23 protein-coding genes are annotated in these 22,712 nt (G+C 71.0%); 11 read left to right on the forward strand and 12 right to left on the reverse strand.

The window, feature by feature from the left end:
• Positions 1-10 precede the first annotated feature (10 nt).
• Entirely contained in the window at positions 11-772 is a 762-nt protein-coding gene (locus ITJ57_RS02390; protein WP_194668679.1) for an SDR family oxidoreductase, read from the forward strand.
• Between the two features lie 13 nt (positions 773-785).
• Here ITJ57_RS02390 and ITJ57_RS02395 read toward each other — a convergent pair whose 3' ends face one another.
• Entirely contained in the window at positions 786-3,218 is a 2,433-nt protein-coding gene (locus ITJ57_RS02395; protein ID WP_194668680.1) for a glycoside hydrolase family 2 TIM barrel-domain containing protein, read from the reverse strand.
• A 154-nt stretch (positions 3,219-3,372) separates the two neighbouring features.
• Here ITJ57_RS02395 and ITJ57_RS02400 point away from each other — a divergent pair, with 154 nt between their 5' ends.
• Positions 3,373-4,431 (forward strand): LacI family DNA-binding transcriptional regulator, encoded by a 1,059-nt coding sequence (locus ITJ57_RS02400; protein WP_228506435.1) that lies wholly within the window; start codon positions 3,373-3,375, stop codon positions 4,429-4,431.
• Here ITJ57_RS02400 and ITJ57_RS02405 read toward each other — a convergent pair whose 3' ends face one another.
• The gene (locus ITJ57_RS02405) at positions 4,432-5,322 is read right to left on the reverse strand and encodes an NAD-dependent epimerase/dehydratase family protein (protein WP_194668681.1); all 891 of its coding nucleotides are present in this window, start codon (positions 5,320-5,322) and stop codon (positions 4,432-4,434) included. It abuts the gene before it with no gap.
• A 65-nt stretch (positions 5,323-5,387) separates the two neighbouring features.
• Between ITJ57_RS02405 and ITJ57_RS02410 the strand changes: the two genes are divergently transcribed.
• The 3 genes from ITJ57_RS02410 to ITJ57_RS02420 all read left to right on the forward strand — a co-directional run bounded on the left by ITJ57_RS02410 (position 5,388) and on the right by ITJ57_RS02420 (position 6,821).
• Positions 5,388-5,699, forward strand: a complete 312-nt coding sequence (locus ITJ57_RS02410) for a metalloregulator ArsR/SmtB family transcription factor (protein WP_056009664.1) — start codon at positions 5,388-5,390, stop codon at positions 5,697-5,699.
• Between the two features lie 158 nt (positions 5,700-5,857).
• Positions 5,858-6,190, forward strand: coding sequence for a DUF4333 domain-containing protein (locus tag ITJ57_RS02415; protein ID WP_228506437.1), 333 nt, complete (start codon positions 5,858-5,860; stop codon positions 6,188-6,190).
• A gap of 136 nt (positions 6,191-6,326) precedes the next feature.
• Positions 6,327-6,821 carry a GNAT family N-acetyltransferase gene (locus tag ITJ57_RS02420; RefSeq protein ID WP_194668682.1) on the forward strand — a complete coding sequence of 165 codons (495 nt, stop codon included), beginning with the start codon at positions 6,327-6,329 and terminating at the stop codon, positions 6,819-6,821.
• 25 nt (positions 6,822-6,846) lie between these two features.
• Here ITJ57_RS02420 and ITJ57_RS02425 read toward each other — a convergent pair whose 3' ends face one another.
• Positions 6,847-7,740 (reverse strand): DUF808 domain-containing protein, encoded by an 894-nt coding sequence (locus tag ITJ57_RS02425; RefSeq protein WP_194668683.1) that lies wholly within the window; start codon positions 7,738-7,740, stop codon positions 6,847-6,849.
• 205 nt (positions 7,741-7,945) lie between these two features.
• Between ITJ57_RS02425 and ITJ57_RS02430 the strand changes: the two genes are divergently transcribed.
• The 3 genes from ITJ57_RS02430 (at position 7,946) to ITJ57_RS02440 (ending at position 10,658) form a co-directional block, all read left to right on the forward strand.
• Positions 7,946-9,169, forward strand: a complete 1,224-nt coding sequence (locus ITJ57_RS02430; RefSeq protein ID WP_194668684.1) for a hypothetical protein — start codon at positions 7,946-7,948, stop codon at positions 9,167-9,169.
• 192 nt (positions 9,170-9,361) lie between these two features.
• The gene (locus ITJ57_RS02435) at positions 9,362-10,306 is read left to right on the forward strand and encodes an alpha/beta fold hydrolase (RefSeq protein ID WP_194668685.1); all 945 of its coding nucleotides are present in this window, start codon (positions 9,362-9,364) and stop codon (positions 10,304-10,306) included.
• A gap of 91 nt (positions 10,307-10,397) precedes the next feature.
• On the forward strand, positions 10,398-10,658 hold the full coding sequence (locus tag ITJ57_RS02440; protein ID WP_194668686.1) for a hypothetical protein: 261 nt from the start codon (positions 10,398-10,400) through the stop codon (positions 10,656-10,658).
• Positions 10,659-10,671: 13 nt separating this feature from the next.
• Here the strand turns inward: ITJ57_RS02440 and ITJ57_RS02445 are convergent, their stop codons facing one another.
• Together ITJ57_RS02445 and fdhD are read right to left on the reverse strand one after the other, a co-directional pair.
• Positions 10,672-12,975 (reverse strand): FdhF/YdeP family oxidoreductase, encoded by a 2,304-nt coding sequence (locus tag ITJ57_RS02445; protein ID WP_194668687.1) that lies wholly within the window; start codon positions 12,973-12,975, stop codon positions 10,672-10,674.
• Positions 12,972-13,865, reverse strand: coding sequence for a formate dehydrogenase accessory sulfurtransferase FdhD (gene fdhD / locus ITJ57_RS02450; RefSeq protein WP_194668688.1), 894 nt, complete (start codon positions 13,863-13,865; stop codon positions 12,972-12,974). Before fdhD ends, ITJ57_RS02445 begins: the two co-directional genes overlap by 4 nt.
• A gap of 93 nt (positions 13,866-13,958) precedes the next feature.
• Between fdhD and ITJ57_RS02455 the strand changes: the two genes are divergently transcribed.
• Genes ITJ57_RS02455 through ITJ57_RS02465 form a run of 3 tightly spaced genes read left to right on the forward strand, consistent with a single transcriptional unit; the run spans position 13,959 to position 16,226 of the window.
• Positions 13,959-14,678 carry a molybdenum cofactor guanylyltransferase gene (locus ITJ57_RS02455; protein WP_194668689.1) on the forward strand — a complete coding sequence of 240 codons (720 nt, stop codon included), beginning with the start codon at positions 13,959-13,961 and terminating at the stop codon, positions 14,676-14,678.
• Positions 14,668-14,976: a DUF6457 domain-containing protein gene (locus ITJ57_RS02460; protein WP_194668690.1), complete on the forward strand. Its 309-nt coding sequence runs from the start codon at positions 14,668-14,670 to the stop codon at positions 14,974-14,976. The genes ITJ57_RS02455 and ITJ57_RS02460 overlap by 11 nt, the downstream gene beginning before the upstream one ends.
• Entirely contained in the window at positions 14,973-16,226 is a 1,254-nt protein-coding gene (locus ITJ57_RS02465; RefSeq protein WP_194668691.1) for a molybdopterin molybdotransferase MoeA, read from the forward strand. The genes ITJ57_RS02460 and ITJ57_RS02465 overlap by 4 nt, the downstream gene beginning before the upstream one ends.
• A gap of 19 nt (positions 16,227-16,245) precedes the next feature.
• Here ITJ57_RS02465 and ITJ57_RS02470 read toward each other — a convergent pair whose 3' ends face one another.
• The 7 genes from ITJ57_RS02470 to ITJ57_RS02500 are packed head-to-tail and all read right to left on the reverse strand — an operon-like array spanning position 16,246 to position 22,705.
• Positions 16,246-17,067 carry an HAD family hydrolase gene (locus ITJ57_RS02470; RefSeq protein ID WP_194668692.1) on the reverse strand — a complete coding sequence of 274 codons (822 nt, stop codon included), beginning with the start codon at positions 17,065-17,067 and terminating at the stop codon, positions 16,246-16,248.
• Positions 17,064-18,218 carry a cysteine protease StiP family protein gene (locus tag ITJ57_RS02475; protein WP_194668693.1) on the reverse strand — a complete coding sequence of 385 codons (1,155 nt, stop codon included), beginning with the start codon at positions 18,216-18,218 and terminating at the stop codon, positions 17,064-17,066. The genes ITJ57_RS02470 and ITJ57_RS02475 overlap by 4 nt, the downstream gene beginning before the upstream one ends.
• Complete coding sequence (locus ITJ57_RS02480) at positions 18,215-19,606, reverse strand: phosphoribosyltransferase domain-containing protein (protein ID WP_194668694.1); 1,392 nt, start codon at positions 19,604-19,606, stop codon at positions 18,215-18,217. Before ITJ57_RS02480 ends, ITJ57_RS02475 begins: the two co-directional genes overlap by 4 nt.
• Positions 19,603-20,796, reverse strand: a complete 1,194-nt coding sequence (locus tag ITJ57_RS02485; RefSeq protein ID WP_194668695.1) for an HpcH/HpaI aldolase/citrate lyase family protein — start codon at positions 20,794-20,796, stop codon at positions 19,603-19,605. The genes ITJ57_RS02480 and ITJ57_RS02485 overlap by 4 nt, the downstream gene beginning before the upstream one ends.
• A 2-nt stretch (positions 20,797-20,798) precedes the next feature.
• Positions 20,799-21,635, reverse strand: coding sequence for a hypothetical protein (locus ITJ57_RS02490; RefSeq protein WP_194668696.1), 837 nt, complete (start codon positions 21,633-21,635; stop codon positions 20,799-20,801).
• A gap of 3 nt (positions 21,636-21,638) precedes the next feature.
• On the reverse strand, positions 21,639-22,190 hold the full coding sequence (locus tag ITJ57_RS02495; protein ID WP_194668697.1) for a TerD family protein: 552 nt from the start codon (positions 22,188-22,190) through the stop codon (positions 21,639-21,641).
• Positions 22,190-22,705, reverse strand: a complete 516-nt coding sequence (locus tag ITJ57_RS02500) for a hypothetical protein (protein ID WP_194668698.1) — start codon at positions 22,703-22,705, stop codon at positions 22,190-22,192. Before ITJ57_RS02500 ends, ITJ57_RS02495 begins: the two co-directional genes overlap by 1 nt.
• Between the last annotated feature and the right edge of the window lie 7 nt (positions 22,706-22,712).

Genomic DNA, 22,712 nt, shown 5'->3' on the forward strand with positions numbered 1-22,712 from the left:
GACTCGACCCATGCAGATCACCGGAAACACCGTCTTCATCCCCGGCGCGACGAGCGGCATCGGCCTCGCTCTCGCACGACGCCTCCACTCGGCCGGCAACACCGTCATCGTCGGCGGGCGCCGCACGGAACTCCTCGAATCGATCGCCGCCGAGGAGCCCGGACTCCACACCGTGCGCATCGATACCGCCGACCCGGCGAGCATCGAGGCGGCGGCGGCACAGGTCATCGCCGAACACCCCGAGCTCAACGTCCTCATCACCATGGCGGGCGTCATGCGCGGCGAGGACTGGACGGCTCCGGACTTCGTCGCGACCGCGGAGGAGATCATCACGACGAACGTCCTCGGCCCCATCCGGCTGATCGGTGCGTTCATCGAGCACCTCCGCAGCCGGCCTGACGCCACCATCATGACCGTCTCCTCGGGCCTCGCGTTCACGCCGTTGCGCGTCACCCCGACGTACAACGCGAGCAAGGCCGCGATCCACATGCTGAGCGAGTCAATCCGCCTGCAGCTCGCCTCGACGAGCGTGCACGTCGTCGAACTCGTGCCGCCCGCCGTCCGCACCTCGCTCATGCCGGGACAGGAGACGAGCGACTTCGCGATGCCGCTCGACGCCTACGTCGACGAGGTCATGGAGCTCATCGAGGCCCAGCCCGACGCGTCCGAGATCCTGGTGGAGAACGTCAAGTTCCTCCGGTTCGCCGAGGCGCGAGGCGACTACGCGCAGACCGTCGCGACGGTCAACCAGCTCGACCCGCACGGGAACTGAGTCGGACCGAGCCCTACCGCGCCTCGATCTCGACGACGACGTCCGTCATGCCCGCTGAGGAGACGGTCGCCGTCACGACACCGGGGCCGGTGGGGCGGATGATCGCGAGCGCCCGCCCGTCGAAGGTGGTGCGGGTGGTGGCGTCGAACCGCTCGGTCGTGCTCGGCGTGCCGGTGCCGAACCCGGCCAGGACGCCGACACCGGAGACGGTGACCGAGACCTGGCGGTCGGCGCCCGACACGAGCACCCCGGCCGCGTCGCGCAGCTCGATCGCGACGAAGGATAGGTCGGTGTCGTCGGCGCGGATGACCGTGCGGTCGGCGGTGGCGGTCAGCCTGGTCGGGCCGGCGGCGGAGACGAGCGAGGTGCGGCCGACCTCCGCTCCCGCGCGGTAGGCGACGGCTTCGAGCGTGCCCGGCCGGTAGACGGTCTCGAACGACGCGAGCATCGGACGGCGTCCACCCACCGGCCCCCGCGCGACCTCCGTCCCGTCGAGAAGCAGCGCGACCTCGTCGGCGTCGGCCGCGACCTCGACCGTGACCGGAGCGCCCTCGAAGCCCGGCCACGTCCACGAGCCCACCGAATCGCTCCACGCCCACGGCGACTGCATCGTCACCGTCTGACCGTGACGCTCGGGGCGCAGTACAGCGATCGCCGGCTCGGTGCGCAAGCCGAAGACGATCTCCCGGTAGTACGACGCGGGGCGGCGCCAGCCCGTGAGGTCGAGGTCGCCGCACCAGGCGGTGAGGTACGGGAACTCGCGTTCGAGCGCCCCGTTCGCCTCGGGGTCCTCGGCGTAGGACGTCGCCCCGATGCCGACCTCGCCGAGGTAGTCCCAGCCCGTCCAGGTGAAGTCGCCGATGACGTTCGGGTTGGCCTTGACGAGCGGCCAGAGCTCGCCGATCTGCGTGGGGAAGGTCTCAGAACCCACGATCACGCGGTGGGGGAACCGTTCGGCGTCGCTCGCGTAGCGGCCGTCCGCGTAGTTGAGGCCGAGCACGTCGAGCGCTGCGCTGGACTCCTCCGTGCGAGTCGTGACGGCGTCGGAGGAGCCGATGAGGCTCATCATGTTGGCGCCGGCCTCGCCCATCAGTTCGTTCAGCCCCTGGTCCGACGCCATGATGTCGTCGAGTTCGTCGAGCACCGACAGGGTCGCGTTCACGCCGTTGGTGACCGGTCGGGTCGGGTCGAGTGCGCGCACGTGCTCGGCGAGCTCTCGGGCCAGGATCGCACCGTGCGGGGTCCCGACCTCGACGATCTCGTTGCCGATCGAGTACATGATGACGCTCGGGTGGTTGCCGTCCTTGGCCACCATCGACTCGAGGTCGGACCGCCACCACTGCTCGAAGTCGAGGGACGGGTCGAAGGTGGTCTTGCCGCGGTGCCACTGGTCGAAGGCCTCGTCCATCACGAGCATCCCGAGGCGGTCGCAGGCGTCGAGCATTGCCGGTGAGGCGGGGTTGTGGGCGGCACGGATGGCGTTGAACCCGGCGTCCTTGAGGAGTTGGATGCGACGCTCCTCAGCACGGGCGATCGAAGCGGCTCCGAGCGGGCCGTTGTCGCTGTGGATGCAGGCACCCCGCAGCAGGACGGGTTCGCCGTTGATCCGGAGTCCCTTCCGGGGGTCGACGGTGACCGTGCGGATGCCGTGGACGGTGCGCACGGTCTGGCCGGGGTCCGAGTCGTCATCGGCGGGTGCCAGCGTGGTCTTCGCGGTGTACAGCGACGGGGACTCGACGCTCCAGCGTGCCGGATCCTGGACGTAGAGCCGCTGCCGGATGGTCGCCGTGCCGGCGGGCGCGACCGTGACGGGTGTGCGGTCCTGTTCGACGACGACCCCCTCGGGGGAGGTGAGCTCGGTGGTGAGGACCCGGGAACTCGTCGCGAGGCCGCGGTTGGTGACGGTGGTGGTGACCTCGAGCACGGCCTGGTCGTCCTCGATGCGGACCGTCGTGATGCGGACGCCGTCGGGCACGATGTGCGTCGGCTCGTCCACGTGCAGGAGGACCGGCCGGTGGAGGCCGGCACCGGCGTACCACCGCGAGTCCTGGCCGGAGCGGACCTCGATGCGCAGGGTGTTCGTCGCGCCGGCTCGGAGGTAGGGCGTGAGGTCGACGAAGAACCGGGCGAAGCCGTCGGACCGGTTGCCCGCGAACTCGTCGTTGAGGTACACCATCGCGTGGCGGAACGCGCCCTGGACCTCGAGTCGCACGATCCGCCCAGCCCACGCGGCGGGGGCCTCGAACGTCTTCACGTAGCTGAAGGCCCCGGCCGGGAAGTAGGCGGCGCCACCCTTCGCTGGAGCGTCGGGGGAGCGGTCGGCATCGCGGAGTGCGTCGTGCGGAAGCGTCACGGCCACCGAGTCGTCGGCTCCGCCCTGGACAGCCGCGAAGGGCCCTCGCGGGGCTCGGACGATCCAGCCGTCGGTGAACGAGGTGATGGTCATGGTGGGCTCCAGCGTGGTTCGATGCGAAAGTCTTTCGTCGGCGGTCGACGGTTCGCTCACGGTATGCGAGAGCGTCAGCGCTGGTCAACGCGACGGGTGCGAAACAGTTTCGCTACGCTGGATCGACTCGTGACCCCGACGCTGGAGGAGACGCATGGCGCGCACGCCGATGACCGGCCCGACCCTGGCGTCGATCGCGGAACACGCCGGGGTCTCCGTCGCGACCGTCTCCAAGGTCGTCAACGGCCGCCAAGGCATGTCCGAGGCGACGCGGGCGCGCGTGGAGGCGGCCGTCCGCGAGCTCGGGTACCGCCCGGCCGCGCGCTCGGGTGGCGGCGGTCCACGTCAGGTCCACGTCGTGTTCGACACCCTGCACAGCGTGTACTCCCTGCGCGTGCTCGACGGCATGGTCGCGGCCGCGCAGCGCCTCGACGTCGACCTCGTCACCCGGGTGCTGTCGCCCGCCTCGGGGTTCGGGACCGACGGCATGACCGGTGACGAGGTGCCGCTCGACCGCGCCTTCGTCGAGCGGGTCGCCGCGAGGGGTGCGCTCGGCATGATCGTCGTGACCACACCGATCGACGCCGACGTGGTGGACGCCTGCCTCGATGCGGGCGTCGCGCTCGTCGCGGTCGATTCGCCGGATCCGCTCGCCCGGTCGGTGGCGAGTATCGGCTCCAGTCACGCGGTCGGCGGGCAGCAGGCCGTCGAGCATCTCATCGGCCTCGGCCATCGGCGGATCGCCTTCGTGGGTGGCCACCCGGCGAACCCTGGACTGCGAGCGCGGGCGGTCGGGTACCGCGAGGCGCTCCGCTCAGCGGGGATCCCGCTCGACCCGGAGCTCGTGTCGGAGGAGGGGATGGGAACGTCGGCGCCGGCCGTGGAGCGCATGCTCGCACTCGAGGACCCACCCACGGCCGTCTTCGCGACCAACGACGCCGACGCCTTCGCCGTCATCCGCAGCCTGCTGCAGGCGGGGCTCCGCGTGCCGGAGGACGTCAGCGTCGTCGGCTACGACGACACGTACTCGGCCATGCTCACCGTTCCGCGCCTGACCACGGTGCACACCTCGATGCACGACATCGGCCGCGCGGCCATCGACACGCTCCTGCGGCTGCAGTCGGGCGAGCGGCCGTTCTCGCACCACCTGGAGCTCGCGACGACGCTCATCGAGCGGGAGTCGACCGGTCCTCGTCGGCCAGCCGGGCGCTGATCAGCGGAAGCGTCGCAGGTCGGCGAGCGTGAACCGCCCGGCGGGGAGCGCCGCGCGGATGCGTGCCTCGTCGAACCGGTGCTTGGGGCGCAGCGACTCGGGCAGTTCCGGTGTCGGCGGGGCTGCGGCGCTGACGCCCTCCGCGAGCATCTGCGCCTGCGCTTTCGCGACGAGCGGCGTCACCATGAGTCGCTCGGTCAGGCGCGCGAGGAGTCGGATCGTCCAGACCGGCACCGGGATGTAGAGCGGTCGTCGGCCGGCGACCCGTGCGATCCGCCGGACGGCCGCCCCCAACGGCAGCGTCTCGGCACCCATGACCGCGACCGTCGGCTCGGTGATCCGACCCTCGAGGGCGGCGACGAGGACGTCGACCGCGTCGGCGACCGGCACCGGGCGCACGAGGCGTTCGCGGTAGCCGACGGTCGCGAACACGGGGAAGGTGCGGACGGCCTTCGTCACGTGGTCGATCATGTGGTCGCCGGCCCCGTAGATCATCCCGAACTTCAGGACCGTGTGCGGGACGCCCGAGCCGCGGACGAGCTCCTCGGCCGCCCATTTCGTCTCGTGGTAGCCCGAGCCGCAGTCGGGCCGGGCGCGGAGGAAGCTCACGAGGACGAGGCGACCGACGCCGGCGCGGCGGGCCGCGTCCACGACGGCCCGGGTGCCACGCACGTGCACGCGCTCGAAGGTCTGCTCGCCGATCTCCCGGTTGATCCCGGCGCAGTGCGCGACGGCGTCGCAGCCCGCGAACGCCGCCGCGAGTGCCTCGGTGTCGTCGATGTCGACGCCGGTGCGCCGCGAGACGACCACCGTCTCGTGGCCGTCTCCCTGCAGGCGTTCGACGAGGTGCCGGCCGACGAACCCGGTGCCGCCGGTGATGGCGATGCGCATGATGACTCCTTCGCTTGTTAGCAATAGAGCTAAACCGTATATCGCAATTGTGCTAGATTGCAACCATGGCAGATACGGCATCGGACATCTTCGCCGCACTCGCGCACCCGACGCGACGACAGATCCTCCAGGACCTCAAGGACGGCGAGCTGGCCGCGGGCGAGATCGCGTCGCGGTTCGACGCCACGGGACCGACCATCTCCCGCCACCTCAGTGTGCTGCGGCAGGCCGGGCTCGTCTCCGAGCGCCGCGACGCCAACCGGATCCTCTACTCGCTCGTCGGCGAACGCCTCGCCCTGTCGGTCGGCGACTTCCTGTCGACCGTGTGCCCGGAGCAGATGGTGCTCCGTGAGGTGCGCAAGCGCCGCACCGCCTAGCCGCGGGACCGGTCGTCTCCCGGTCGGATCAGCGCGGGCCACGGGCGACGCTCCGGACGATCGTCTGCGTCGCCGCCTTCCCCGAGCGGGTCGGCAGTAGCGCCCGCTGGGGAGAGCTCCCCATCGCTCACGTGCCGGAGAGCGGACAGACTGACGGCATGCCCCGTCGCCGCTTCCTCCCATCCGTCGCCATCGCTCTGCTGCCGATGGGACTCCTGCTCACCGGTTGCAGCTTCAGCGCCAGCGCCGGTCTCACCGTCCCCGCCTCGGACATCGCGGACGCCGCGGCCGGCGCCCTCGAGGAGCAGGTCGGCACCCGGCCCGACCTCGACTGCGGGGACGAGCGCGTCAAGCTCATCGACGAGACCACCGTCGACTGCACGCTCACCGACCCGTCCTCGGGCTCCGAGTACGACGCCGTCGTCACGATCAGTGACGTCGAGGGCACGAAGTACCACGTGGCCGTGCAGGTGGCCGACACCGCGAACTGATCACGCGATCGGTCCTGGGCTTGCTCGGGTCGCATCGGTGCCCTCCTGACGCGCTCGGGCCCCGCGCTGCGTGGGAGACTGGCAGACGGCGTCGGTCGCTCGATCACGCCGTCGCAGCCCGCCCCGGAAGAAGCGCATGACCGTCGTGACCCCAGCCAGCATCGAGTCCGTCTCCTGGGACGACGAACGGGCCGTACGCCTGCGAGCCGCGATGGACGAGGAGATGGGTGCGCGCTACGCCTCCGCCTGGGAGGACTGGGATTCCGAGGCAGCCCAGCGGGCGCAGGCGGCGTTCACCGTGGATCCCGCGGACATCCGGGCGACCTTCCTCGCGCTCGTCGACGGCGAGCCGGTCGGCCATGCCGCGCTGCGACGGCTCGGCGAGGAGTGGGAGCTGAAGCGCGTCGTCACGCTCCCCGGCCACCGTGGCCGGGGTGTCTCCCGCCGGCTCATCGCGGCCGTCGAAGATGCCGCGCGGGCCGAGGGGGCCTCGCGACTCATCCTGCAGACCGGCGACCGGCAGCCGGAGGCCGTCCGCCTCTACGAGTGGCTCGGGTACGAGTCGATCCCCATCTACCCGCCGTACGAGGTCATCCCGATGTCGCTCTGCTACGCGCGGCAGCTGCACTAGCGGCCACGTCGTCCGGCCGCCACCGTCAGTGCGACGTGGCCGCCGGCCGCTTGCCGGAGCGCAGGCGAGAGATGCCGAGGACGGTCCCGACCACGATCAGGCCGAGCACGAGTCCGAACACGGCCGACATCGCGGTGTCGGCGATCCAGACGACGACGGGTCCGGCCGCTTCGATGGCGTGCGTGACGACGTGGAAGAGGTCCAGCGGGCCGTGCCAGATCGTCTCGGCGAGATTCGCGACGACGAGGTGGCCACCCACCCACAGCATCGCGACCGTGCCGACGATGCTGATCACGCGGAAGACGGCGGGCATCGAGGCGACGATGCGCGCGCCGGTGCGGCGGACGCCGCGCGAGGGGTTCTTCATGAGCCGGAGTCCGATGTCGTCGATCTTCACGAGGAGCGCGACCGCGCCGTAGACGACGGCCGTCATGACGAGGCCGATGACGAGGAGTGCGCCCAGGGTCATCCAGATGCCGATGTCCGCGTCGAGGCTGGCCAGTGAGATCAGCATGATCTCGGTGCTGAGGATGAGGTCCGTGCGGACGGCGCCGGAGACGAGCTTCTTCTCGTCGCGGACGTCCTCCTCAGCCGCCTCGTGGTGGACGCCGAACCACTCCATGACCTTCTCGGCGCCCTCGAAGCAGAGGTAGGTGCCGCCGATGATGAGGAGGAACGGCAGGACCCAGGGTGCGAAGGCGGTGAGCAACAGGGCGATCGGGATGATGATGACGAACTTGTTGATCAGGCTGCCGCGGGCGATGCGCCAGACGACCGGCAGTTCCCGCGCCGGCGTGAGCCCCTGCACATACTGCGGGGTGACGGCGGCATCGTCGATGACGACGCCCGCGGTCTTCGCGCTCGCCTTCAGAGCGGCGCTGAGGATGTCATCGACAACGGCGAGCAGGCCGACCGACATGTGCTTCTCCTTGACTCGGGTGTCGCGCCACCGCGGGCTCGGCAGGGACGGAGTCCAGAGTAGTGCGGATCCACGGCGTCGCAGGCTGTCGAGCGCGCATCACAAGCACCCTGGCGCGGGCGTCTTCCATCGGGTAGGGGCTGCTCCCTTCCGCTCGGATACCACCCCGGTACTGTTGGCACTCACGACAGATAGGGGATTTCGAATGGTCGAGACCACACCGCGCCGCTCACGGTCGGCCGTGCTCGCGCTGACCTTGACGATCGGAACGCTCGTCGCGGCGGCGATCATCGGCGGGTACTTCATCATCGTCGGCGATCAGGCCGACATCGCCGGACGCGTCTGGCTCACACTGCTGTTGCTCGCGGCGTTCGTGGGTGCCGTCTCCCTCGACGCGGCAGCCGGACACGGGCCCAACAAGTGGTACCTGGCCGTCTCGACCCTGGTGAACATCTTCCTCGTCACGGTCGGGTTGCTGAAGCTGTGGAACGGGTGGCTCCAGCCCCCGAACACCGACGACGGCTTCGTCTGGTCCGGACAGATCATGCTGTTCTTCGGCATCGTCATCATCACCCGCGTGGCACTGATCATCATCCAGGTGTACTTCCTGCACTTCGTCACGCGCGCCTCCTCCACCGTGATCAGGGCCACCGGCATCGTGACGATCACACTCATCATCGCGACGGTCCTCGTGCTCGTGCTGCCGATGGCGTTCCCCGAGGGCACCTGGGCGGACTGGTGGTGGCGCATCGCTGCGGCGACGACGCTCGCTGCGGCGATCTCCGCCGTGATCCCGGTGATCGTCCGTGCGTTCTCGCCGAAGCCGGAGGGCGAACCGGTGAACTACGGCCAGCAGCCCTACCGTCCCGAGGTGTACCAGAGCGCGCCCGCGTACCCGGTCCAGGGTCACCCCGGTCAGCACCAGCCGCACCAGCCGCCCTACCAGGGGCAGCCGCAGCAGGGCTATCAGGGGCAGCCGCAGCAGGGGTACCAGGGTCAGGGCTACCAGAACCAGCCGCAGCAGGGGTACCAGGGTCAGCCGTATCCCGGTCAGCCCTACCAGGGGCAGCCGAGCCACGGTCAGGGGCAGGGTCAGCAGGGCCAGGGGTACCAGGCTGCGCCGTCACAGGGGCAGTACGGGCAGCCGCAGGGGCAGCCCGCACCGCAGCCCGGCCAGCAGTGGTCGGCACCCGCGTGGCAGGGCTCGGCGCCCGGTCAGCAGGGGCCGACGCCGAACGCGGCACCGCAGCAGTGGGGGCCGCCGCAGGCCGCGTCGCAGGCGCCAGGACAGCCGTCGAACCCGCAGCAGCCGCCCGCTCCCGCGCAGCAGCCGACTGTTCCGCCGCAGCAGGAGCCGCAGCAGGTGCAGCCGCCCGCTCCTCCGGAAGAGGTGGCGCCGCCCGAGCGGCCGACGCCGCCCGCCGAGTAGGCGAACGCACGATGAACCGGCTGGAAGTCCTCGCTTCCAGCCGGTTCTGTCATGTGTGCCGTCCTGCGCAGATCCGCGTACGGCCGGACGGGGCATCCTCGCCTCACGGCGGATGTGCGACGAACGGCCTCCCGCGAGGATGGAATCGGCGCGGTGCGACCGCCCGCCGCCGGCTCCACACGACGGGTGACGATGCGCAAGCTCCTGAAGGTTCCACTGATCACGATCGCCACGATCGCCGGGCTGATCGGAGCGACCCTCGCCACCACGAGTATCGTCAACGCCGTCGCCAACGCCTCGGAGGAGGCGGAACTGCACCCGTACGGGCAACTGGTCGACGTCGACGGCAAACGGATGAACGTCGTCATCAGCGGCGACGCACCCGAGACCATCGTCCTCCTGCCCGGGCAGGGCACCGCCGCACCCGGGCTCGACTTCCAGCCGCTCGTCGCCGAACTCCGCGACCAATACCGCGTGGTCGTCGTCGAACCCTTCGGATACGGCCTCAGTGATCAGACCGACGTCCCCCGAACCTCGGCCAACATCGCCGACGAGGTCCACACCGCCCTCCACAGCCTCGGCATCCACCGCTACGCGCTCGCCGGACACTCGATCGCCGGCATCACCGCCCTGGAGTACCTGCAGCGGTACCGCGACGAGGTCACCGCGTTCATCGGCATCGACACGAGCGTCCCCACGCAACCGGGTGCGGACGAGGCCACGCCGACCGACGGCCTCGAGGCCCTGAAGTCGCTCGGGATCCTCCGGGTGCTCACCGCGATCGCGCCCGACCCGACCGCAGGGCTGCCCTACGACACTGCGACGAAGCGACAACTCGCGATCCTCGCGAACCGCAACGCCATGAACCCGACGCTGCTCGACGAGATCGCGCACACCCCCGCCAACTTCCGCGCCGCCCGGTCGCAGTCGTTCCCGGCCGACCTCCCGATCCTCATGTTCGTCGTCGGCGACGACCCGGAACTCGCCGACTGGGTGTCCCTCCACGAGGCCCAGCTCGCCGGGATCGACCGGTCCGAGCTCGTCCTCCTCGACGGCGGACACTACCTGCATCACACCGAGTCACCGCAGATGGGCGTGGACATCAAGCGGTTCCTCAGCGACACGCCGACCGGCTGACGACCCGGGAGGATCGGGGCTGGCGTGTCGTCGGATGTCGGGTTAGGCTCGCTGTCTATCGAACATATGTTCGAACGACGGGAGGCCATTCATGTTGATCACGAGCACCGAGATCGCGGTCTGGACGACGCCAGCGGGTGTGCCGGAGCGGTTGTTCTGGGAAGGGGCACGGTACCTCGTGACCGACACTCCGACCCCGCTCGAGCCGAACGTCGCCTTCCTCACCCACCCGCCGGCGGCCACGCCGGCCTGGCGGTTCCAGGCGACCGCCACCGACGGCCGGACCTTCGTCTTCGACATCCGACTCGACGTGGTCCGAGGCCGCTGGCAGCTCCTGCGGGCCTACGAATGACCCGCGTCGCCGGTCATGACAGCCGAGCGCCGGCCGGCTGCAGCCGCACCACGATGGCCTTCGAGACCGGGGTGTTGCTGCGGTCGGCGGTCGAGTCGAGCGGAACGAGGACGTTCGCCTCGGGGAAGTACGCCGCGGCGCACCCTCTGGCCGTCGGATAGGAGACGGCGCGGAACCCCAGGAGCTCCCGGTCCGGCTGCCCGGGCCACTCGCTGAAGACGTCGATCGTCTGACCATCCTCCAGGCCGAGTTCCGCGAGGTCGTCCGGGTTCACGAACACGACGTTGCGTCCCTGCTTGATCCCCCGGTACCGGTCGTTCAGGCTGTAGATCGTCGTGTTGAACTGGTCGTGCGACCGCAGCGTCTGCAGGAGCAGGCGGCCCGGCGGGCAGCGGAGCGGTTCCAGCTCGTTCACCGTCAGGAGCGCACGACCCTCGGGGTTCGTGAACGTGCGGGAGTCGCGGGGCCCGTTCGGCAGCACGAACCCGTCCTCGCGGCGGATCTGCTCGTTGTAGTCCTCGCACCCCGGGATGACCCGCCCGATGTGCTCGCGGATGGTGTCGTAGTCGTCCTCGAACGCCTGCCAGGCGATCCCGGAGTCCTCGCCGAGGGTCGCGCGCGCGAGTCGCGTGATGATCGCGACCTCGGAGAGCAGCCCGGGCGCTGCGGGCGGGATCCGTCCGTGTGAGGCGTGGACGGCACAGACGGAGTCCTCGACGCTGACCATCTGCGGGCCGCTCGCCTGGAGGTCGATCTCGGTGCGCCCGAGCGTCGGCAGGATGATCGCGGCGTCGCCCGTGACCACGTGCGAGCGATTGAGCTTCGTGGAGATCTGTACCGACATGCCGGTTCCACGGATCGCCGCCTCGGCGGCGGCGGTGTCGGAGATCGCGGCGACGAAGTTGCCGCCGAGCGACACCCAGGTGCGGATCTCACCGCGTTGCATGGCTCGGATCGCGTTCACCGCGTCGACCCCGTGTGCTCGCGGCATCGGTACGCCGAACTCGTCCTCCATCGCGGCGAGGAAGGACTCCGGCATCTGCTCCCAGATGCCCATGGTCCGGTCGCCCTGCACGTTGCTGTGCCCACGGATCGGCGAGGCGCCGGCACCGGGCTTGCCGATGTTGCCGCGGAGCAGGAGCAGATTGATGATCTCCTTGATCCCGTTCACGGCGGCCTTGTGCTGCGTCAGCCCCATGGCCCAGGTGACGATGGTCGCGTTCGAGTCGATGTAGCGCTGGGCGAACTCGTCGATCTGCTCGCTCGTGAGTCCGGTCGCCTCGAGCACCTCGGCCTCGTCGAGGTCGGCCAGGTGCGCCGTGAGCTCCTCGAGCCCGAGGCAGTGCTCCGTGAGGAAGGCGTGGTCGAGCACGGTCCCGGGCGCGGCGGCCTCGGCTGCCAGAACCCGCTTCGATACGGCCTGCAGGAGCGCCATGTCACCACCGAGCCGGATCTGCAGGAACTGGTCCGAGATGACCGTGCCCCGTCCGACCATGCCCCGCACCGTCTGCGGGTTCTTGTACCGTTCGAGCGCGGCCTCGGGGAGCGGATTCACGGAGACGATGGTCGCCCCGGCACGCTTCGCGTCCTCGAGGGCTGTGAGCATGCGCGGGTGGTTCGTGCCCGGGTTCTGGCCCATGACGACGATGAGGTCCGCCTGCTCGAAGTCGTCGTAGGCGATCGTGGACTTCCCGATGCCGATCACCTCGCCGAGCGCGGTGCCCGTGGACTCGTGGCACATGTTCGAGCAGTCCGGCAGGTTGTTGGTGCCGAACGCCCGCACGAACAGCTGGTAGGCGAACGCGGCCTCGTTGGACGCCCGTCCGCTCGTGTAGAACGCGGCCTGGTCGGGCGACTCCTGCCCGCGCAGTTGCTCACCGACGAGCGCGAACGCCTCCTCCCAGCTGACCGGCCGGTAGTGGTCGGAGCCAGCCGGCTTGTAGACCGGTTCCGAGAGTCGGCCCTGCATGCCGAGCCAGTACTCCGACTTGTCGGCGAGGTCGGTGAGCGAGTGCTCCGCCCAGAACGCGCTCGGGATGACGATCGGGGTCGCCTCCCAGATCACGGCCTTCGCCCCGTTCTCGCAGAACTCCAGCTTCTTGCGGTCGTCGGGGTCGGGCCAGGCGCAGCTCATGCAGTCGAAGCCGCCGCGCTGGTTGATCGACGTCAGGAGCTCGGCGGTCCGCAGTGGCCCGAGCTGGCGGAGCGCCGGCTCCATGGAGTGCAGGATGCCGGGGAGCCCGACGGCCACGTGCTTCGGCTCGGAGACCTTGATCGCAGCGTCGGTGACGTCCTCGACGGGCGGCTCCGCGCTCATGCGCTGACCCCGTGCTCGACCACGCCGTGTTCGACGACCTCGTGGACGACCGCCGGGTCCGGCGACGCCAGTCGGTGTGCCCCGCTGTAGACGACCATGGAGTCGCCGCGGAGGAACCCGACGAGCGTCATCCCGAGTTCGGTCGCCAACTCGGCGGCGAGCGACGACGGCGCGGAGACCGCGGCGAGCATCGGGATGCCGGCCATCGAGGCCTTCTGGGTGAGCTCGAAACTCGCCCGACCGGACACCATGAGCACCATGGACCGCAGCGGGAGCAGGCCCTCCTTCGCCGCCCAGCCGACGACCTTGTCGACCGCGTTGTGCCGACCGACATCCTCCCGGAGCGCGAGCATCTCTCCGGTCGTGGCGTCGAACAGGCCCGCAGCATGGAGGCCGCCGGTCCGTTCGAACACCGCCTGCTGGGCGCGGAGGCGGTCGGGGAAGGTGACGAGGACTGCTGGGTCGAGGACGAACGCGTCGTCGGCCACCCGGTACCGCGAACTCGTCCGGACGGCGTCGATGCTCGCCTTCCCGCAGAGCCCGCACGAACTCGTGGTGAAGAAGTTCCGTTCGAGGCTCGGGTCTGGGGCGGGGACGCCGGGAGCGAGGGCGACGTCGAGCACGTTGTAGGTGTTGACGCCCTCGTCGGTCGCGCCGGCGCAGTACCGGGCGGTCCTGACCTCGTCACCCCGAGCGACGACGCCCTCCGAGACGAGGAACCCGATGGCGAGGTCGACGTCGTGACCGGGCGTCCGCATGGTGATGGCGAGCGAACGGCCACCGACGCGGATCTCCAGCGGCTCCTCGACGGCGAGGACGTCCTCGCGAGTGCGTGCGGGCTGTCCCACGGTGATCCGGGTGACGCGTCTGCGCGCCGTGATGCGAGTCATGGCTCATGGCTATCACCACCTCCCGACGAGGGCAAGGTGCCTCACTGGATCCGCAGCCCCCGGTGAGGCTGACGAGCGGCCTAGGCTGGTGCCATGCCCGTCGACGCGATCATCCTCGCGGGAGGGCGGTCGTCCCGTCTCGGCGGGGTCGCGAAGGCCTCGCTGCTGCACGACGGACGGACGCTGCTCCAGCTCGCGATCGAGGCCGCGCGCCTCACCGACGGCGCGATCGTGGTCGTCGGCCCCGACGTTGAGACGACCGGTCCCGTCCGCTTCGTCCGCGAGCACCCCGCCTTCGGTGGTCCCGCCGCCGCCATCGCCGCGGGACTGGACGTGCTCCGCGAGCCCGGTTCCCTCCCGTCCCTGGGCCGGTCGAGGGGCGTCGCCATCCTCGCCTGCGACATGCCGGGCGCGGCCCCGGCGCTCGCCGTGCTCCTCGAGACCGCAGCGCTGGCGACCGACCCGGAGCCCGGCGTCGACGGTTGGATCGCGGTCGACGCTGGCGGCCGCGACCAACCGCTGCTCGGCGTCTACCGGAGCGACGCCCTCGAACGTCGGGTCGCCGAGCTGGAGGCCGCCCAGCCGAGCGGCGACCTCACGGGGGTCGCCGTGCGTCACCTCCTGTCCGGACTCGAGCTCCGACGCGTCGCCGTCCCCGAGGGCGGCTCCGCCGACGTCGACACCTGGGCCGACGCTGCCGAGTTGGGAGTCGTCGCGAGCGACGCCCCCTTTCCAACGCCGGCAACGGGCCCAGCGCCCACCTCGACGACCACCACCACGTCCAGCACCCCCAGGAGCTCCCATGACCGATGACCTGCACGCCGTCCTCGCCGAGTGGAGCGACCGGGTGTCTGCGGCGCTCGAGCTCGGTGACGTCCCGGTCGACATCGGCGCCGTCCTGGGACTCGCCGGCACCGCGGCCCACGCGGTCCGCCGTCCTGCGGCGCCGCTGACCACCTACCTCGTCGGTATCGCTGTCGGGAAGGCCCTCGCCGCGGGGGCCGACCCGGCGGCCGTCGCGCAGGCGGCGACGGTGGTGGTCGAACGGCTGGCCGCCGAGGCGTCCGACGAACCCGACAGCGATACTCCCCACACGAGCGGCACGGCATGACGAGGTCGTCGTGGTGGGACGCCCGGCGGATCGCCCACGCGGCCGGGGCCGAGCAGCGACCGCAGGTCGTCGACAGCGTCGAGCTCGCCTCCGCGCTCGGTCACGTCCTCGCCGCGCCACTCGTGTCGCCCATCGCGATCCCGCACTACGCCTCCTCGGCGATGGACGGGTGGGCCGTCGGCGGAGCAGGGCCGTGGGAGCTGCTCCGCGGGGTCGCAGCGGAGCGCGCGCGCTCGGTCGGCCTGGAGCTCGGAACCGCGGTCGAGGTCCTGACCGGCGGGCTCATCCCGACCGGTGCCGTCGCCGTGCTGCAACGGGAACACGGCGTCGTGGAGGAGACCGCCGACGCCCCGAGACTCGGGCTCTCCCCGCAGGCTCCGCGAGAGGAGCCTGCACCTGGTCGCCACATCCGCGACGCCGGGAGCGAGTCTCCGGCCGGGGCGACTCTGCTGGACCAAGGCACCCGGCTCGGCCCAGTGCACCTCGCGGTCGCGGCCGGCGGCGGGTTCGATCGCGTGCCGGTGGTGCCTCGGCCGAAGGTCCGGCTCGTCCTCACCGGTGACGAGGTCGTGACGAGCGGGGTGCCCGGTGCCGGCTTCGTGCGCGACAGCTTCGGCCCGTCGCTGCCTGGCGTGATCGCGTCGCTCGGTGGTGTCGTCACCGCCAGCGTCCGGGTGCGGGACGACGCGTCGGCGACGGCCGAGGCCCTCGGCACCACGACGCTCGGCACCACAGCGCTCACCGAGACGCACACGAGACGGCCAGGCGAGGTCATCGTCACCACGGGCGGGACCGGCGGGTCGCGAGCCGACCACGTCCGAGCGCTCCTGCGCGACGCGGGAGCGGAGTTCCTCGTCGACGGCGTCGACGTGCGCCCGGGTGGTCCGGCCTTGCTCGCCCGGCTACCGGACGGGCGGCTCGTCGTCGGCTTGCCGGGTAATCCGCTCGCCGCGTTGCTCAGCGTCCTCACGCTGGTGCAGCCGCTGCTCGCCGGCCGGCAGGGGCTCGGGCTTCCGGCCCTCCGGCCAGTGGTGCTCGCGTCGCCCGTCGACCCGACCCGGTCCGAGACGGTGCTGCGTCCGTTCCGGGCGGTGCTTGACGCCGAGACGGCGGCCGTCACCGCGGAGCCGTCACCGTGGCACGGAGCCGCCATGCTCCGCGGCCTGGCCGACGCCGACGGCGTGCTCGTGTGCCCGGGCACCGGCGTGACGGCGGGCACGGTGGTGCCGTCCCTCGACCTGCCCTGGTAGCGAGCGCGCGGTCAGCGGATCAGCGGCTTGCTCGCCCGCCCTGCGCCGCGGCCGTCATGAGCCGGAGCAGCTCCTCGCCGGCGAGGATGCCACGTCGACCGGTGACGGTGAGCGTGTCCATCGTGAAGCCCTCGTCGTCGAGTTCGCCGTGCGCCGGTCGGAAGGCGAGGTCGGCGGTCTCGAGCATCGACTGGTCGAGGAGGGAGTCTCCGGCGGCGAGGACGAGCGGGCCGTCGAGGCGACGGGCGACCTCGCTGACGGCGTCGTGCTTCGTGAGCGTCCGCGGCACGCAGTAGAGCTTGCGCCCCTGCAGGGACACCGTCCACCCGAGCCGTTCGCACTCCTGCTCGACCTGCTCCAACCAGCCCGCGGGGATCGCGTCGCGTTCGACGATCGAGTAGAAGAACAGGGCGTCCGCCACGTTCGTCTTGTGGATCCACGTCGGCGACGCCAGCTCCTCGAAGCGCGCGAGCGCCTCGTCCAACGGTGCGGTGTGGTCGGTGAGGTGCGTCCGCACGCGCTCACGCCAGTCGGCATCCGGGACGCCGTCGACGAGGATCTCGCCGCCGTTGCTCGTGATCGCGTAGTCGGGGGCACCGCCCGGCAACTGCACCCGCTGGTACTGCGCCACGGTCCGGGTCGTCACCGGCATGAACACGGCCTGCGTCCGCAGCTCGATGAGCAGGCGCTCCGATTCGCGCGTCATGAACGAGATCGGGACACCGTTCCAGAGCTCGGAGACGACGATCGACGGCGCCTCAGGGTCCGGGGTCTCGAGCCAGAACGCCTTCGGCGAGTAGATCAGGGTGCGGTCGAGGTCGCAGGCGACGAGGGCGCTCACTGGGCGTCTCCGGCGGCGGCGTCGCTCAGCGGGTTGATCAGTCCGACACAGCTGTAGGGCAGGCCGGGCACGACCTCGACCGGCACGCCGCGTTGCTCGGCGAGGAGGAGCACGTGCGCGACGTCGTCGAGGGCGTCGGGCGACACGAGGACCTTCCACGGCACCCGGCGGAGGAGGACGCGCGTGGTCTCGCCGACGCCGGGCTTCACCAGGTTGACGCTCGGGATGTCGTACTGCTCGCGGATGCGCTCGACGGCGGCCCACCCGATCCAACTCGGCTCACGGTCGGCGGTGGAGGCCTCCTGCACGCCGGCGGCGACGTCGTCGATCACCTCGGAGAAGCGGCCCGACACGGCGTCGAGGAAGTCCCCGGAGACGTCGTGGCTGCTCAGCTCCCGGTAGAACTTCGCGCCGTGGAACTGGTCGTCGGAGAGGAGATCGCGGTTGTAGACGGTGCGGGAGACGAGCCCGGAGACGGTGGAGTTCAGGCAGGCCGACGGGATGAGGTAGTCGTCGCGGGTGCCGTACACGGGGACGCAGTGACCAGGATCTGCGAGGACGGCCAGCTCGTCGGAGAAGCGGATGCCGTCGGTCCGGGCGAACAGCTCCAGCGCCTCCGTGAGTTCACGCGCGATGGCGCCCTTGCCGGTCCAACCGTCGACGAAGGCGATCTGCTCGGGGTCGTGGTGGGCGGCGAGATAGCGGAGCGCGGTCCCGTCGACGCCGACGCCGCGGACGATGCTCATCGTGTAGTGCGGGACGTCGATCCCGCGGACCTCCTTCGCCCAGCGGCGCATGAGGATGCCGATGGGCGTGCCGGCGCGGGCGAGCGACACCAGCACGGGACGGTTCGCCCGGGACGCCAGGACGAGGTCGGTGACGACGCCGACGGCCACGGCCAGACGGCGGCTCGACCGCACGAGGGCGTCCCGGTACAGCTCCTCGTACTCGGGCGACGGCAGGTACTCGATGGGCAGGGACTCGGCGTAGTGTGCGCGACCGCTCTGGATCGCGGCCTCGCGTTCGGACGCGTCGGCTTCGAGGCGGGTGTCGCCGAGGTCGGTGAGGAGCCACTGCACCTCGCTCGCGTCGTACGACCCGAAGGCGGGGCCGGTGAGCGGCTCGGGCAGGGCGGCGGCGTCGATGGTCACGGTGCGGGGTTCCATTCGGCTGGGGTGGGGACGGATTCGGCGAGCAGGACGACGAGGACGACGTCGGTGACGGTCCGGAGTGCCTCGACGACGCCGCCGGCCTCGAGCAGCAGCTCGCGGTCGGCGCCCGGTTCGGGGAACAGGACCACCGCCGCGAAGCGGGATCCGCCGCGCGAGAGGTTGTAGGCGAATCGGGGACCACGGCCGTCGATGGTGCGGTCGTGGCTCGTGAAGGACACGGCGCTCGCGACGGCGTAGTCGTCGCGGTCGATCACCGCGATGGGCGACCTCGTGGTGGTCGAGAAGCGGGTTGCCCCGCGAGCCTCGTCGAGTCGGTCGGCGACGGCGAGCGGCACCGCGATGAACTCCTCGGAGCCGAGGACGAGGACCTCGCCGGCGGGGAGCGACGGCAGGACCCGTTCGGCGACCGCCCGGACCGCCGCCTCGTCGAACCGGCCGGCGGTGCCGAACCGGGCGCTCCGCACCGGCGGGAGGTCCGAGGCGTCGACGAGGTCGAACACCCCGGCGGCCCGCTCGGTGCTGGCGGCCGACGGTGCGGCGTCGATGACCTGCCGGGCGAGCGACAGCACGTCGCCGGGGAGGTCGACGGCACCCGCGCCGAGCGCCACCACGGTGATCGTCGTGCCGAGGCGGGCGGCGAGCTCGTCGAACGCCCGCCGGTCCTCCTCGGATCGGAGGTCGATCAGGGCGGCGACGACCCAGCGGGACTGCGGGGTGCTCGCGTGGAGCGCGGTGATGGTGTTCCGGACCGTGCGCCCGGTGCTCAGCTCGTCGTCGACGAGCACCGTCGTCCCGCCGGTGGTGGCCCAGTCGGGATCGCTCGGGTACAGCCGGTGGTCGCTCGCGTGGGAGTGCTCCTCCTCGAAGGGCGTGAAGGGGGCGTCCTCCTCGTGGCGCGTCGAGTGGAGATAGGGCGAGCGGAGCGCGTCGGCGACGACGTGGCCGAGCCCGGTGGCCGTCTCGGCGTAGCCGATGGTGACGAGCTCGGGGCCGGGTTCCGGTGCCGCGTCACGGAGGTCCGCCAGCTGCTGTCGGACGGCGCGGAGCTCAGCGAGCCCGGCTGCGTCCGGTCGATCGCGACGGGCCAGGAGCCTCGCGACCGTCTCGTACGGGGTCGGGTCGGGTGCGGTGCCGTCGAGCGCGCACCGCACGAGGAGGCCGAGGAGCTCACCCGCCGCGAGGGCGAGCGCCGGCACCGTCGGGACGTGCTTGGCGAGGACCGTCGAGACGAGCAGCTGCGCGCGCTTCGGGTTGTCGCGCAGGGCCAGCCCGACGAGGTCCTCAACGGGGATCAGGCTCCGGTGCTCGTCCGAGCGCAGGCGGATGCCCACGGCCTCGCTGACGAAGCCGCCTGTCCAGACCGTCACCGCATGCTCGTCTCGAGGAGGTCGACGAACGTCGTCTCCTCGGCGGCGACGCCGAAGGCGTCCGCGCGCAGCAGGGTCTTCCGGGCCCAGGCCTGGTGGGGCTTCATCTCGTTCATCTTGTTCCGGTACGGCGAGGCGTTCGCGCCGCCACCGACGTCGCCCACCACGGACAGGGCGTCGACGTACTCCTCGTGGCTGACCACCGACATCGCGTGGACGACCGGGACGTGGCTCGGGTGGATGACCGTCTTCCCGAGCAGGCCGTTCGCCTGGTCGAGGGCGATCTCGCGGATGAGACCGTCGAGTCCCTTCAACAGCAGCTTCTGCCGCAGCTGCGCCTCGTTGGCGTCCTCGAACGGGGTCATACGCAACTGCGGGCGCATGAGGCGCTCCGCCGTCTGGAAGTGCTCCCAGACGGTTCCGGTGATGACGAAGTCGTCGCCGGGGCGACCGAAGACGTTGACGACGTCGGCGATGACCGAGGAGACGAGCTTCACGTCGTACACGGTGAGGTCACGGGAGCGCCGGAGCGAGAAGGCACTCGCGAGGTCGGTGGCACCGATGCGGACGGCGAGCACGTCCTCGCGGTGGGCCTTGGTGACGTCGACGATGCCCGAGAGGGTGTCGTCGCGGGTTTCGCGGTGGATCATCCGCGGCGACTCGAGGATCGGCATGACGCGGAGTCGTCGCGCGCCGTTCGAGCCGTCCTGCCCGTAGTCGCGCTGCACCCGGCCGAGCGCCTCGAAGAAGCGGTCGGCCACCCCGTCGCTGTTCTCGTACTTGGGGATGACGAAGCCGCTCAGGAGGTCGAGGCCCGGGCCGAGGAGGCCGGCGATCCGCTCGAGCTGCTCCGGCGTGCGGACGCGGATGAAGAGCAGCGGCAGCACGAGCCGCTTGGACCCAGCGCGCTTCGCGGCGAGCTGTTGCATCGCCTCCGCGACGTTCGTCTCGGCGACCTCGACAGCGTCGTCGGGGACCGAGTCCTCGAGGCACAGGACCATGCTCAGGCAGCCGTGCTTCGCCTGCTTCACGACGTCCTTCGCGAGGGTGGTGCGCGTGCCAGGGCTGTACAGCGTCGCGCCCAGTGCGGCCGCGAGATGCTCGGGGGGCGAGTCGATGCTGATGGGCTCGGGGAGCTTGTGGAACAGTTTCGCGGCGCGCTTGCCGTCCACGTAGCTGAAGTGGCGCATGGTCATCGTCTCCGGGGTTCGCGGCCGACGACGTACGGCGTCGGCTCGAAGCCGAACTGCCGGACAAGCGTCTTGAGGGGGATGTCTGCTGGGAGTGGTTCGAGGCGCAGCTCGAGACGGGACCCGATGCGGAGCAGGGAGACGACCGGCACGCCGCCCGCCTCGTCGGCGGCGGCGAAGTTCTCGTCGTCGAAGAGCTGCACGGTGAGGGGCTGTCCCGGCGCTCCGACGAACAGGGCGCGTCGGATGAGGTGCACGTGTCGGAGGGCGAGGATCGCGTCGCCGCCGTCGAAGCCCAACAGCGGCCGGTTGCCCGGCGTGGTCACGGGTGTCCCGTCGGCTCCGCCGTCCGACGATGCGACGCCCGTGACGCGTTCGACGGTCTCCCAGACGATCGCCGTCGCGCCGCCGACGATGAGGCTGCCGATCGCCGACTGCCGTGGATCCAGCCGTACGAGCGGGGTCTCGTCGTCGAGGACGCGGACCTCCTCGGCCGTCGGGGCCGGGAACGGCTGCGGGGTGCTCGGTGCTGCGGGGGCGGCTGGGCGCGCCGACGATGTGGCCGGAGCTGCGGTTGGCTCGGACGATCCACCCAGCGTGAGTCCCGTCGACGCCGGACGCGTGGTCGTGGGAGCCGGTACCGACGGCGCAGGACTCGACGGCCCGCCGAGCGTGAGCCCCGTCGACGGCGCCGCGGCTGCGGGTGGTGCGGCCTGCGGGGCAACCGGTGCCGCAGCCGCTTCCGGCTGAGCCGCAGCAGCCACCGGTTCAGGCCGCGGCTTCACCCGACGGCGGAGGTAGTCGATGTCCCGTCGCACCTGGGAGGTGTTGAGCGGCACGGCTCAGAGGTCGATTCGGAAGTCGCGCGCGACACCGGCGAGCCCGCCGGCGTAGCCCTGACCGAGGGCGCGGAACTTCCAGTCGTCGCGGTGCCGGTACAGCTCGGCGAGTAGCAGCGCCTGGCTGGAGCGCACCTCGGACATCGGGATGTCGAAGCGCACGAGCTCGCGGTCGTCGGCGGTGGCGACGCGGACGAAGGCGGAGCGGACGGGGGAGAAGTCACCCGGCCCACGGACGTCGGGGTCGATGTACAGCAGGAAGGCGATCTTCGTGACCGCATCCGGAACACGCGACAGGTCGACGTCGATCTCCTCGTCGTCGGCTTCGGAGGCGAACGTGACCGCGCCGTCCTGGCTCTCGACCTGGTTGAAGAACACGAGGTGGTCGTCGGAGAGGGCTTTGCCGTCGTCGCCGCACATGATCGCCAGCGGTACGGGTTCACTCTGCGGGCCGCGGCTCGCGATGACGTCCCAGCCGAACCCGACGAGGAGCTTGTCGAGGCCGGGGTTCTCAGCGGTGAGCGCGGCGTTCGCGCCCGCGATGAGCGACGCCATCAGTGCTCGCCCAGCACGAGCCCGGCGTCGGGCTCCTGGAATTTGTCGGAGAGGAACCGGCCGTGGGTGGAGAGTTCGGCGATCGCGCCGATGCGGATCTGGTTGAGGAGGTCGCGGATGGTCTCCTCGATGAGCTCCAACTGCCGCGCGAAGACGATCGTGCTGCGGGAGTCGTCGCTGCGGTCCTCGGCGGGGAGGGCGAGGAACGAGCGCAGCGGCGTCGGCAGGTAGTCGGTGATCATCGCGTCGAGGAGCACCCGCTGCTCCGTCGAAGCGCCCTGCTCGGCGATCGTCGCGACCACGAGCCGCAGTTGGTCGTCGATCTGCCGCAGCTGCGAGGTGAGCAGCGTCGGGAGGTCGCGCCCCACGGAGCGGACCGAGTCACGGAGCTCGTCGAGGTGCCGGGCGGTCGCTTCGTCCTCCGTCTCGCCGACCGGTGCCGGCGCGGCGTCGACGACGCCCAGCGGATCGGTCCCACCGGTCCGCAGTGCGTTCAGCAGTCGTCCGAATGCCATCTCTCGT

This window comes from Plantibacter sp. VKM Ac-2880 (assembly GCF_015351235.1).
Classification (GTDB): domain Bacteria; phylum Actinomycetota; class Actinomycetes; order Actinomycetales; family Microbacteriaceae; genus Plantibacter.